The following is a 13,499-nucleotide window of genomic DNA, read 5'->3' as shown; positions in this document are numbered from 1 at the left end:
CATGGCAGCAAAAGGCGATATGAGCTATGTCTGGGCAAAAGACAAAGATATCCTCGATAAGGGAGAATGTGGTGGAGCAGTCACTGCACTCCTGAAATATGCACTGGAAAATAAATTTGTAGACGCTGTCCTTGCCGTCAGAAAAGGCCAGGATATCTATGATGCAGTCCCGGCATTCATCACCGATCCGGCAGAAGTTGCATCCACTGCAGGATCCCTACACTGTGGAACCCTCCTGCTTCCAAAGATCTTAAAGAACTATGCCGACGGTGCAAAGGGCATGAAGATCGCCGTAACCTGCAAGGGTTGTGACGTCATGGCCTTTTACGAGCTTGCAAAGAGAAACCAGATAAATCTTGACAATATTGTCATGATTGGTGTCAACTGTGGTGGTTCGGTAAGCCCGGTGAGTGCCCGGAAGATGATCTCTGAAAAGTTCGGGGTCAACCCTGATACCGTCCATAAGGAAGAGATCGACAAGGGTCAGTTTATCATTGAGTACGAAGGCGGACACAAGGGCATCAAGATTGATGAACTTGAAGAAGAAGGATTCGGTCGGCGGTCCAACTGCCGTCGCTGTAAGATGAAAATCCCCCGCCAGGCAGACCTTGCATGTGGGAACTGGGGAGTCATCGGAGACAAGGCAGGAAAGGCAACCTTTGTTGAAGTCTGTTCAGAGAAGGGTGCAAAGCTCCTCTCCGATGCACAGGCAAAAGGTGCTGTTGAAGTTGCAGCAGCCGATCCAAAGGGTATTGAAATCCGTGGTAAGGTCGAGAAGGCCATGCTCAAGCTCGGTGACGAGTGGCGTGAAAAAGACTTTACTGCACTTGGAAAGGGCAAAGAACGCTTAAAACTCCTGATGAATGAGACCTCAAAGTGTATCAAGTGTTACGCCTGTGTTGAGAATTGTCCCATCTGTTACTGTGTTGAATGTTCAACCAAGAAGCCATGGTACATCACTCCAGGTCAGCTTCCACCAGGTTTCATGTTCCATCTGATCAGATTTGCACACATTTCTGACTCCTGTATCAACTGTGGTCAGTGTGAAGAACTCTGTTCCATGGATATTCGCAATGCTCTCTTCATGCATTCACAACAGGTTGAGATTGAAAAGCAGTTCAAGCACACTCCGGGTATGGATATGACCCCGCCAATCCACGCATTTGTTGAGGAGAAGGCAGAGCGTGCCCGGCTTGATGCAACCGGAACTGACTCTATTTATATCAACATATTCAAGGATGAGTAATCATCCTAACATTTTTCGTACAAATGCTTTTTTCCTTTCCGGAGTAATAACCGGAAAGGACCACCAGCCTTGTGTCTTTCTTCTTAAAAATCTTACCTGGTTGAGGAAAATCCCTCTGGGAAAGAGACAAAAGAAGCTGATTACTATTTTATGAGATCACATGTACTATTTGGTAGGTTACTGAGTCTTTTGAATTGGATGACGTGTTTGTTTAGAAACTATGAAATTATAGTCTTTTTCTAAAATTTCCTGTAATGCATGAGTTAAATAAATCGTCCATCGTTTCTTATTCCCAATAAATTGTAGTTCCTGTACGAGTGGATATAATGGAACCGGCGTTGAAAATTCATAAATATTTTTCATCTGACACCGACAGGGCTCAAGCATTTCCCAAGCACGAGTAATCGTAATTTCCTCTGGTGGGGTTCTTTGGATTACTTGTTTCACGATTGCAGATCCTACAACCACTGGGAGAAGCAAACCTTCTGGTCTAAAATCCAGTTTGGTGAAAAAAGAACTTTATCACCATTTTTAATTTTTTCAAATCTTTTTTTATCTCTTTTAGGAATTTCCAGGATTCCATTGTGGGTAAGGGTGTTCCACCCTTCCCATGTTCCGATTGTAAGCCAATATGTCATAATTGAGTGAAACCATCAGTGGAATGACATGAGATAACTCCGATTACCAAAGATTGTTTTTTAAGATATTGAATGATTCGATTTTAGCCCAATTACATTTGGTGATCAATTGTATTAACTAATATTGAGATATATGGAAAATGAAAGTTTCAGGATTTTCATGAAAATACCAGAAAAAAATTCCCATTCTAATGTTGGATAAGAATCATCAGTAAAGGGCTCGTATTCTTGGTGAAAAGATTTTTGAGATTGTTTTTATAATTTAATTACCTTTTTTTCTCATTTTTTCACAAGAGAAAAGTGTTATACTAATAATGACTAAGAAATTGGTCTTAATATGTGGAGTTGTATAATCATCCACTATCTTTAGGTGAAAGAAGATATGAAACGGGTAGTATCCAGTACAACAAAAATAGAAGGGATATGGCGATGTGATCCTTGTAGGTGGTATTATTATCCGGATAAGGGCGATCCGACTCAGAATATACCTCCGGGGACGTCTTTTGAAGATCTCCCGAATACATGGCGTTGTCCTATCTGTAAAGAGCCGAAATCTGCATTTACGTTTATTCGATAACGTTCTATTCTGATATAGTATTTTTTCGGTACAATCTTTTTTTGAATCTTAAGATCGGTTTTAATTGACATATTAGAGTTAATGGAATAATGTCGCGTAGAAAAAATAATTAAATTTCTTCAATTATTAACATTATTAAAATAAAATGTTGAACTCAAGGTGTCTCTTTCCACCAATTATGTTAAAAACCAGTTGGGTATATCAGTAGATTTTTGTATCTTTAATGTGATATAATATTGCCCGTAATCACACAACCGGGCACATATTTGTCGTGATGAGTGTAGAATCAACCCGAATTCATGAAGGATTTCCCGAGTTCTTCCTTCATGGATGATTCTACCTCATTGTCTCAACTTCGGATACTCATTCTGATTGGATATTGTATTTCTTCGCCCAATTACTATCTCTCCAAAAGTGATTTTCAGGACATAAAGGAGTTATTGCTATGGAAAATAGAGGAATCGTTCCGGTTTTTTTAATTTCATAACCTGGCACTTCATTCCATTCATGGTCTTTTCACTTTCATGTAATAGTACGAGATAAACAAAATGTCGCTGGAATAAATTATTTCATACAAAACGAGAAGAAAGAGCGTTTTTAAGAATAAAGGCGGAATAATTTGTATTCATCAAAGGACCGAGGAATCAGCCCGGAGCTCAGATTTTATGACTAATTTATTTAGTACATGAAATACAAACTATAACCGCTTAAATCAATTGGTTACCAGATGTATTATATTTTATTATTCGTACTTCCGGAACCAAGTAAGGGTATTGGAATGGCTCGTAATGTTCTTTAATAGATTTATTTTTGAGAGTGTTTGGTCTCATTAATTGATACTGATTTTCTATAAGGGGGGGAATGACCAGTATTCAGGAACCGATATGGATCTCCTCATGTGTTGGGAAAGAGGATTATCAGGTGAACTGACTGGGATGAGGGATGATTCGGGACTGGAATGAGAAGAGAACAGTGGTTTTTTTATATCTGGGGAAGAAAGGTAATAAACCAGGAGTTTTAAGAAAAAAAATATTAGGGTAGTAAATCGTTTTGTTCTTCCTGTATTATCATCGAAGTCATGGTTGAATTCTTCGAGTGTTCTTTCAAGATCATCCCGAATATTTTTTAGAAATAGCTCTTAGGGTATGGACTCACCTGTATGAACCATTATGGTTGTGTATCTTCTACCTTTAGATATCATCTGTTCATGAGATCCATATTGTCTGAAAGTATAATTTAGAGAATTGAGAAATGAGATAAATTTTTTTCCCTTTTATAGTTGTAAACATTATGCACCCTGTACAAATTCACCTTTACGAAATCTGACAAAATTATTTAGGATATCTAATGGTGTATTATTATAGCAAAGTTCTAGTACTTCTTTAATACTTGCGAATATTTCATTAATGGTTTTTCTACAAGTATCACATCCTTTGAATTGAGGGTTTTAATAATTAAATGCCAACTCAAAGGAACTATAAACGAATAATTCACTTAATTTTTACCCGTTCCAGTGCTAATGCTCCAAGTGATGCAATTGAGTCATATATCTCTTTATTATCTGCACTAAGCATCTCCTCCGGATTATCAAACCAGAATCCTATCACTCCAAAAGTTTGCTGGTTTCCTTTTATTGGCAGGAAGTATCCATCTCCTCCTGCAAGAGTGTCAGTACTTCTCCCTGCAGACTGTCCATGAACCAGTACCCACCAGGCAATCGAAGATTCTTTTTCTGTCAAATCAATATCTCCATGCTGAGCCAGAATAACTACCCCGGTTTTACCAGCAGTAAATATGGCATATCGACCAGGACCTATACGACTGATATGTTCAATGAGCGATGAAAATACTTCTTTCCGGTCTGTGCTGTCAGCAAGAGCCTGTGAAAGAGTTCCGATTGCCTCAATCTGGGCTTCACTCTTCCAAATCTGGGGGACAATATGTCGAAGCCGTGTCGCAAGTGTACTGATTATCAGAGCAATAACCACATATCCAACAAATGAGATGAAGTACTCCCAGTCTGTTATCGCAAAGGTATAATAGGGCAATACAAATGCAAAATCAAAAATGAGTATGCTAACTGTTGCAACCACTAGTGCAACATCTCTCCGGAATAACAATGAAATAATAATAACCGGAATAAGCTGGATGATCATCTGGTTATCTGAACTGATGATCCCGGTCAGAAGATAATTTACACAGGTAATAATGCCTATAAGAATAACTCCTGAAATGTACTCTTCTTTAATCCGGACTCCTATTTGACGCGGGATTGGAATTGGTTTATCATTTTCTCTGGAATCATTCAGGATAATATCAATTCCCCTTGCCCCTCTTATAATCCGGTATACTGGTGAGAACAGGACATTAAATCCCTTTGGTTTGCCCATGAGAATCGTCGTGATATGATTTCTTTTTGCATATCTGATGATATCCGCTGCCACATCATCTCCCCGGTACCTGATGATGGTGGCTCCCAGTCTTCGTGCCGTGTCAAGTGCTGAAATGAGCCATTTTTCTTCCTGAGGAGGAAGATCTGTGTCTTTCTCTTCGATAACAGAGATAACAGTCCATTCAGCATCAAGCCGGTATGCCAACCGGTAACCCGCCCGAATAAGATTTTCAGCATTCGGACCCGGACGGATGGGGACCAGAATTCGTTCTGATGCCGGCCAGTTATCTGACGAACTCTTCGTTTTTATGAGCCGCATCATCCGTATATCTGAATATTGTGCTGTGTACCTGAGTGAAAACTGCCGGAGGGCAAGCAGGTTTTCTTTGGCAAAGAACCGGTTCACTGCCTGAACTGCCAGATCTGGAACATACACTTTCCCTTCAAGAAGCCGTTTAATTAGACCTTCAGGAGAGATATCAATAACTCTTATTTCATCGGCCTTCGCAACAAACGTGTCCGGAACCGTCTCTTTGATTGGAACTTTTGTAATCAGGGATACCTTTTCGTTCAGACTTTCGATATGCTGAATATTCAGGGTGGTCCAGACAGAAATTCCTGCTTGTAAGATATCTTCGATATCCTGGTACCGATAGGTATGACGTGAACCGGGTGCATTCGTGTGGGCCAGTTCATCAATGAGAACTACATCAGGCTTTCTTTGGATGATCAGGTCTACATCCGGTTCACGAAGAGAGATTCCGCGATACTGCTGGATCCAGCAGGAAATTGCCTCTAAGCGTTCGGCTAATACATCCGTTTCAGGACGATTATGGGTCTCGACATACCCGATAACAATTTCTGTGCCTTCTTCCCTTGCATGAATACCATCAGAAAGCATAGAGTAGGTCTTTCCAACACCGGCTGCATATCCAAGGTAAATAATAAGAGACCCTCTGCTTTTTTTACTCTCTTCATATTCTGCAAAGGTGAGAAGATCCTGAGGATCCGGACGCTCATTCTCTTCTCTCTCCATTTTCATTCCTCCAGTGCTTCCTGATCTAGTGCCCGGTTCAGGAGAAAGACATTCACATAGGGATCCGAAAAAACCCTGTCTTGTATACTATGTTGAAGGACAAGGGCTTGTACCTGATCCGGAGAGAGATTTCTGGCATGTGCAACTGAAGGCACCTGAACAAGTGCTGAATCAACAGTGAGGTGGGGATCTACATCGCTGGCTGATGCCATGATAAGGTCTGAAGGAATATCTCCGGTAACCCCTCTGGCTCTCCATTCGTTCATTCGTTCTTGGATTATGGAAAAGAGCTGGGGATTTGACGGTCCATAATTTGTTCCTCCGGAAAGAAGGATGAAGGATGTACCGGGATTGACTTCTGAAGGTCTTCCCTCAAAGTAGAGCGGTCCGGAAAACTCCATTCCGATGAGTTCAGATCCCACAATATCTCCGGAATCATCTGAGATCAGACTGCCATGACTCTGGAATGGGAATAAAACGGATGTAACCCCTGTTACAAGAAGAGGATATCCGATTCCCAAAAGTATCGTAAATATTCCGAGAAACAGAAAAGCCCGGATGAAGATTCGATACCAGGTCATTGCATCACTCCGGTGATAATCAGATCAAGAAGTTTAATCCCGACAAACGGAACCAGCACTCCTCCAAATCCGTAGATAACAAGGTTGGATGTGAAAAGTTTTGAGGCTGGAATAGATCGGTACCTGACTCCCCGGATTGCAAGAGGAATCAGAAGAGGAATGATAATTGCATTAAATGTCACGGCTGATAAAATAGCAGATTCAGGACTTGAAAGATGCATAATATTGAGAGCTGCAAGACTTGGATAGATTCCTGCAAGTGCAGCGGGAATAATGGCAAAATACTTGGCGATATCATTTGCTATGGAAAATGTGGTCAGTGCTCCCCTGGTCATTAGTATCTCCTTTCCGATCTGGACAATATCAAGAAGTTTCGTGGGATCACTGTCAAGGTCGATGATATTAGCTGCTTCACGTGCAGCCTGGGTCCCGTTATTCATCGCGACAGCTACATCCGCCTGGGCAAGAGCCGGAGCATCATTGGTTCCGTCTCCGGTCATGGCTACCATTGCACCTTCATCCTGATACTTTCTGATAAGACGCAGTTTGTCATCAGGTTTGGCACTGGCAAGATAATCATCAACTCCAGCTTCAGCAGCGATGGCAGCAGCAGTAAGGGCATTATCTCCGGTTATCATAATCGTCTGGATACCAATTCTCCGGAGATCTACAAATCGCTCCCTGATACCGGTCTTTAAAACGTCCTTCAGATGAATGACACCAAGAACCTGATTGTTCCTGCAGACTACGAGTGGTGTTCCTCCTGATGATGCTATCCGGGTTACTTTCAGACTGATATCATCCGGAATTATCCCTCCGTTTTGTTCAACATGCTGGGAGATCGCATCAGAGGCTCCTTTCAGCCAGAGATTATCTCCTAATTCTGCCCCGCTTGTTCTGGTATGAGCAGAAAATGGGATAAATCTGGTGCCAGTAGCATCCGGTAGCCCTTCTGGTAAAAGGTTTCCAGCAAGCGTGATGATACTTCTTCCTTCCGGGGTTTCATCAGCAGAGGAGGCAAATGCAGCTGCAATTATCAGATCCTTCTGGTTTATTCCATCAACCGGTATGAATTCAACCGCCTGTCGGTCTCCATAGGTTATCGTTCCAGTCTTATCAAGGAGGAGAACAGTGACATCTCCTGCAGATTCTATAGCCCTTCCTGAAAGAGGGATAACATTTCTCCGAAAGAGTTTGTCCATGCCTGCAATACCAATTGCCGGGAGGAGAGCTGCAATGGTTGTCGGGGCCAGACAGACAAAAAGTGCTACCAGAACAGTAATAGAGAGAGGTGAACCTGTGCCGGTCATGCTGGCACTAAAAGCGGATACTGGCTGAAGGGTAATGACTACAAGGAGAAAGAGCAGGGTTAACGAGATGAGAAGGATATTCAGGGCAATTTCATTCGGGGTTCTCCTCCGCTTTGCTCCTTCAACCATTGCAATCATCTGGTCAAGAACTGACTCTCCTGGTTTGGAGGTTGCTCTGATGATGATTTCATTTGCCGTAACCAGTGTTCCTCCGGTCACTGCACTTCGATCGCCTCCTGACTGCCTGATAACGGGGGCAGATTCTCCTGTTACGGTTGATTCATTCACCAGAGCTGCTCCAATAACCACTTCACCGTCAGCCGGGATTGTCTCACCGGCCTGAATTCGTACCAGATCACCGGGCATGAGTTCATCAGATGAGATAGAGGATCCTGGAGCATCAAATTTCGGTTCAGTTACTTTATACGCCATTACTGTTCCTTTTGACTGCCGAAGTGATGATGCTCTGGCTTTTCCCCGTCCCTCCGAGAGTGCTTCTGCAAAGTTAGAAAACAATACCGTTATCCAGAGCCAGAATGTGATGAGGCCAACAAAGAGTCCTGACTCACTCCCAAAACCGAGAAGTGACAGAATACAAATGAACGTGGTAATAATACTCCCTATTTCCACGAGGAGCATGACCAGATTATCCTTCTGCTCATAAGGATTGAGTTTTTTAACCGCCCGCCATAGTGCCTCCCTGACAAGGAGGGGATCAAACGAACTGACTGCAGATACTCTTTTTCTGGTCATCTAGAGCCCTCCTGTGAGAATAAACCATACCGCCACCGGCCCGAGAGCAAGGAACGGGAAAAATGTCAGGACTCCGACGATGAGGATGACCATGATTATCCAGAGCACAAAGGAGGGAGTATCTGTTGGTAGAGTCCCCGGACCAGCCTGGAGGGTCTTTTTCCCGGCAACTGATCCAGCCAGGGCGAGAAGGGCAATCATGGGGATAAATCTGCCAAGAATCATGGCGACGGATCCGAAAACCAGGTAAAAGGTTTTTGCGGCATCAAACCCGGCAAATGCTGACCCATTGTTGTTTGCCATGGATGCCCACGCGTACAATAATTCTGAAAATCCATGTGGCCCAGGATCCTGCATTGACATAATCCCTCCCGGAATTACAAGGGATAGTGCAGTCATAATGAGGACGATTACTCCACTGGTAAGGATTGCAGTAATCGCCATCTTCATTTCAAAGATGCCAATCTTCTTCCCAAGATACTCGGGTGTTCTCCCAATCATAAGTCCGGCAATAAATACCGCAATGATAACAAAACCGATAATTGAATAAAATCCGGATCCGACTCCTCCATACACGATTTCACCAAGAAGGATGAGCACAAGCGGTATCATTCCAGCCAGGGGAGTCAAAGAATCATGCATGGTGTTTACGGCTCCGCATGAGGTGGCGGTCGTTGCTGCGGCAAAAAGAACCGATCCTCCGAGGCCGAATCTGACTTCTTTCCCCTCCATGGGGGCTCCACTCACTCCTAGTGCAGTTGTCTCCGGATTGCCGAGGAATTCACTCTCGTACAGAATAACAAGAGAGATTACAAAGAGCAGAATCATAACCGCGTAGAGAGTATATCCCTCTCGTTTCTTCTGTAAAAACCTGCCAAAAACAAACGGAAGGGAGGCTGGAATAAGAAGAATCAAAAATATTTCCAAAAGATTTGTCAGAGCAGTAGGGTTTTCAAATGGATTCGCTGAATTTGCGTTGAAAAATCCTCCGCCGTTTGTTCCCAGTTCCTTGATTGCCTCCTGTGATGCAACCGGACCCATGGGGATGAGCTGACCTGGAGCAGTTCCATATCCGGTTGTCTGAACATAAGGATCAAAATTCTGGATAACTCCCTGAGATACGAGAAGTACTGTAAAGATACAAGCCAGGGGGAGGAGGATATAGATAATTGTTCTGGTTAAATCGACCCAGAAGATTCCTAATTTTGAAGTCTCTTTCCTGGCAAATCCACGCATTACCGCGATGGCAACACATATTCCTGTCGCTGCGGAAAGAAAGTTCTGCACGGTAAGGCCTGCCATCTGCGAGAGGTATGATAGAGTCACCTCACCGGTATACGTCTGCCAGTTCGTATTGGTCATGAAACTGGCTGCAGTATTGAATGCAACCAGGGGTTCAACTGGTCCAAAGCCCTGTACATTTATCGGTAGCACACCCTGGGTTTCGAGAAGTATGAAAAGGAGAACTCCTCCGGCCAGGTTGAATATGAGAAGATCACGTGCATATTCACGCCAGGTCTGTTCGTTTTCATCATCTGTTCCGGTCAGTTTGTATATCCACCGTTCAATTTGTCCTGCAAATGTGTTTGCATATCTGCCAGAAAAGACATGGTATAGGTAGGTTCCGAAAAAGAATGCTATAATTGTGAGGGATATAAGAAATACCCCGATAATGAAAAGATCGGGAATGGGTTGGGGGGACATATGTATACTCACTTGTTGGAAAGGGATTAGGGGTCATTAGTATATAGGTATTCAGGGTTCTCGTAAGAGGAGATATTTAGGGGAAAGTAAGGGAATGTATCCTGTATGAGTAGAACAGTCATTCTCTTCGTTCGAGCGAAGAAATATCCATTCCCCCATCACATACCACAGTATGTCACCCCAATCACGATTTCTCCTGCAATTATGTATCCTCGTATTGATTCTGGGTCTTTGTGCTGTATTTTCTGTTTCAGCATCTGATTATGAGGTTGATTCCGACACCTATCTTGAAGATCCCGCCTCCATTCCGACGCTCTCCCATAAGTGGACATCGGGAAATATCCCTCTCTCAAACCTGACTATTGAACAGAAGGAGAAGATACGGAGCCTGAAAAGTAAACCGGTGAACACTACAATAGCTAAGGAAACCCTACCGATTACTGTCCCGACCGACCTTCCGGAATTCTTTGACTGGAGAGATAATAACGGGGACTGGACCACACCGGTAAAGGACCAGGGTGAAGAATGTGGAAGCTGCTGGGCTCATGCAGTCATCGGAATTCTGGAATCCCATGTGAAGATATTAGAGGATAATCCAAATCTGAACATCGATCTCTCCGAACAATACCTCTTATCCTGTGACCATGATGATGACGGCTGTGATGGAGGGGATTTTGAGACCGCAATGCCTTATCTTGTAGATACTCCTGGTCCGGATGGCCTTGTGGGAACGGTGCTGGAACAGAATTACCCCTATGATGAAATTTCAGACGCATGCAAAAACCTTTCCGGATTAGAGCGGTTTACAGCAGGAAAATGGGCCTATGTCAACGCAACTACTGAATCTGATGATGCTGAAGTATCACTCCCTACCGTTGAAGAGTTAAAAGCCGCCATCTATCTGAAAGGACCGATTGGCGTTGGTGTTGATGATGACGATGCCTTTGATGAGTACAGTGGAGGGATCTTTTACAGCGAAGAAGAGAGTGATGAGACCAATCATGCGGTCATCCTGGTTGGATGGGGTGCTGATGAAGAAGGAGAGTTTTTCATCGGGAAGAATAGTATCGGGACAGAATGGGGAGAAGGTGGCTGGTTTAACATCGATGTCCATTCATCCCGGATAGGAGAAGGTGCTGTGTACTTTGATACCGTTTGATGAAAAATAACTCTTATCCATTCATTTTGAAAAACCAGAAACCATATAACGTCCCTATGGAAAGGATAACTTATGTTTTCTCACCTGGCTGATTCCCGGGTAATAAAATCATTGGGCCTGGTATTCGGAGATATCGGGACCAGTCCAATATACACAATAAGTATCATTCTCCTTGTTATAAAACCATCAGAACAGAATATTTTTGGCATTCTTTCTCTGATATTCTGGAGTTTATTTTTTGTTATCACGATTCAGTATGTCTGGCTTGCCATGAGTGTAAGTAGCAAGGGTGAAGGGGGGACAATCGTCTTAAAAGAGGTATTATTATCGCATCTGAAAGAATCATCCCTGGTCCCTCCCATATCATTTCTTGCAATTATCGGCATCTGCCTGTTTATGGGTGATGGCGTTATTACACCGGCGATAAGTATTCTTTCGGCAGTTGAAGGAATAGCATTTGTCCCTGGGCTTGAGAATCTTCCCGGGATGATTCTTATCGGTATTGCAGCAGTAATCGCTATCAGTCTGTTTAGTATCCAGCGTCGGGGAACAGAACAGATCTCATGGATGTTTGGCCCGGTAATGCTGCTCTGGTTCTTTTTATTGTCTATAACCGGTTGTATTGCAATCATCCACAATCCACAGATACTGCTTGCCTTAAGCCCGCATTATGCTCTTGAATTCCTTTTGGAACATGGAATTATCTCACTTCTTGTATTATCTGCAGTTGTTTTATGTATTACCGGCGGAGAAGCACTCTATGCTGATATGGGCCATCTTGGTCGTGAACCTATAATGAAAGCCTGGTATATCGTTTTTCCAGCTCTTATGCTCAGTTATCTCGGACAGGGAGCATTTGTACTCGAACATGGGTCCATGGGGTCGGTCCTCTTTTCCATGGTTTCAACGCAAATCGGCATTCTGTATATCCCATTCCTCCTGCTCAGTGTATGTGCGACCATAATTGCGTCACAGGCGATGATAAGTGGGATGTTCTCCATCGTGTACCAAGGGATGACAACCCGGATCATTCCGAAGATGAAGATTGATTTCACCTCTTCCTCTATGCAATCGCAAATCTACATAGATACTGTCAATTGGCTGCTCCTGATCTCCGTGCTTCTGGTCATGATCACATTTCAGTCTTCAGAACATCTGGGAGCTGCGTATGGACTTGCCGTTACTGGAAATATGACCATATCTGCCCTTATGCTCCTCCTCATCTTCTATAAGAAAAAAGATAGTGTGAAAGTTGGGATTATGTCACTCTTACTGCTCATAGATACAACCTTCCTTTTCGCATCATTGACAAAACTTCCTCATGGAGGTTACTGGTCGGTTATCCTTGCAGGTGTTCCATTCGCGATCATCGTGATCTTCATCACCGGACAGAAAAAGCTCTATACAACTCTGAAACCCATTCCCTATAACCGGTTTGCCGAGAGGTATAACGAGTTGTACGAATCGGTATGTAAAATTCCTGGCGCTGCGTTGTACTTTACATCTGATCTTAAATATGTCTCTCCCTACATTGGGACCATCTTTTTTCAGAATAATATCCTGTATGAGTCGAATATTTTCGTCTCCATCCGTATGACAAATCATCCCTTTGGAATCAGTACCTATTTTCAGCAGGAGATCGAGAAAGGACTGTCATTTTTTAGTATCGAAACTGGTTACCTGGAGTTTCTTGATGTTGAATCACTCCTCCGTGAGCATGGAATTAATGAAAAGACGATTTTCTACGGGATTGAAAATATCATGAGTGACAAGATGATCTGGAACCTGTTTGGAATAATTAAAAAGGTATCTCCTCCCTTTGTGCAGTTTTATGCACTTCCGTCAGAGAAGATACATGGAGTTATTACCCGGTTTATCATGTAACGCTTACGGAGTCACACCTCCTGCCCTCTCTTTCCGGTGGTAGGTGTGGTAATTTCCATGTAATGTGAGACTAAATCCAATCCTCTCTGTCTGTCGTAGTTCATACCCATGATATGATCTTTTTTGAAATGTCATAAAAAAAAGATATTATACTATCATGTCAGAATCTCTTCAATCACATGTTTTTTTGCATAAATTATAATGTGTTAGAGAAATGCA

At 43.0% G+C, this 13,499-nt stretch carries 9 protein-coding genes; 4 read left to right on the top strand and 5 right to left on the bottom strand.

Annotated elements, in window-relative coordinates:
• Position 1: 1 nt before the first annotated feature.
• Positions 2-1,246 (top strand): Coenzyme F420 hydrogenase/dehydrogenase, beta subunit C-terminal domain, encoded by a 1,245-nt coding sequence (locus KSK55_RS02860; protein WP_218608097.1) that lies wholly within the window; start codon positions 2-4, stop codon positions 1,244-1,246.
• Between the two features lie 177 nt (positions 1,247-1,423).
• Here KSK55_RS02860 and KSK55_RS02855 read toward each other — a convergent pair whose 3' ends face one another.
• Complete coding sequence (locus tag KSK55_RS02855; RefSeq protein WP_218608096.1) at positions 1,424-1,693, bottom strand: EVE domain-containing protein; 270 nt, start codon at positions 1,691-1,693, stop codon at positions 1,424-1,426.
• A 573-nt stretch (positions 1,694-2,266) separates the two neighbouring features.
• Between KSK55_RS02855 and KSK55_RS02850 the strand changes: the two genes are divergently transcribed.
• Entirely contained in the window at positions 2,267-2,461 is a 195-nt protein-coding gene (locus KSK55_RS02850; RefSeq protein WP_214418617.1) for a rubredoxin, read from the top strand.
• Between the two features lie 1,490 nt (positions 2,462-3,951).
• Here the strand turns inward: KSK55_RS02850 and KSK55_RS02845 are convergent.
• The 4 genes from KSK55_RS02845 to kdpA are packed head-to-tail and all read right to left on the bottom strand — an operon-like array spanning position 3,952 to position 10,237.
• Positions 3,952-5,889 (bottom strand): sensor histidine kinase, encoded by a 1,938-nt coding sequence (locus KSK55_RS02845; protein WP_218608095.1) that lies wholly within the window; start codon positions 5,887-5,889, stop codon positions 3,952-3,954.
• A 2-nt stretch (positions 5,890-5,891) separates the two neighbouring features.
• Positions 5,892-6,470, bottom strand: a complete 579-nt coding sequence (locus KSK55_RS02840) for a potassium-transporting ATPase subunit C (protein ID WP_218608094.1) — start codon at positions 6,468-6,470, stop codon at positions 5,892-5,894.
• Complete coding sequence (gene kdpB / locus KSK55_RS02835; RefSeq protein ID WP_218608093.1) at positions 6,467-8,533, bottom strand: potassium-transporting ATPase subunit KdpB; 2,067 nt, start codon at positions 8,531-8,533, stop codon at positions 6,467-6,469. Before kdpB ends, KSK55_RS02840 begins: the two co-directional genes overlap by 4 nt.
• Complete coding sequence (gene kdpA, locus KSK55_RS02830; protein WP_218608092.1) at positions 8,534-10,237, bottom strand: potassium-transporting ATPase subunit KdpA; 1,704 nt, start codon at positions 10,235-10,237, stop codon at positions 8,534-8,536.
• Between the two features lie 172 nt (positions 10,238-10,409).
• Between kdpA and KSK55_RS02825 the strand changes: the two genes are divergently transcribed.
• Positions 10,410-11,396 carry a C1 family peptidase gene (locus KSK55_RS02825; RefSeq protein ID WP_218608091.1) on the top strand — a complete coding sequence of 329 codons (987 nt, stop codon included), beginning with the start codon at positions 10,410-10,412 and terminating at the stop codon, positions 11,394-11,396.
• A 72-nt stretch (positions 11,397-11,468) separates the two neighbouring features.
• Positions 11,469-13,280 (top strand): KUP/HAK/KT family potassium transporter, encoded by a 1,812-nt coding sequence (locus tag KSK55_RS02820; protein WP_218608090.1) that lies wholly within the window; start codon positions 11,469-11,471, stop codon positions 13,278-13,280.
• Positions 13,281-13,499 lie beyond the last annotated feature (219 nt).

This window comes from Methanospirillum hungatei (genome assembly GCF_019263745.1).
GTDB classification, from domain to species: domain Archaea; phylum Halobacteriota; class Methanomicrobia; order Methanomicrobiales; family Methanospirillaceae; genus Methanospirillum; species Methanospirillum purgamenti.
This window is presented reverse-complemented; position numbering and strand designations above follow the sequence as displayed.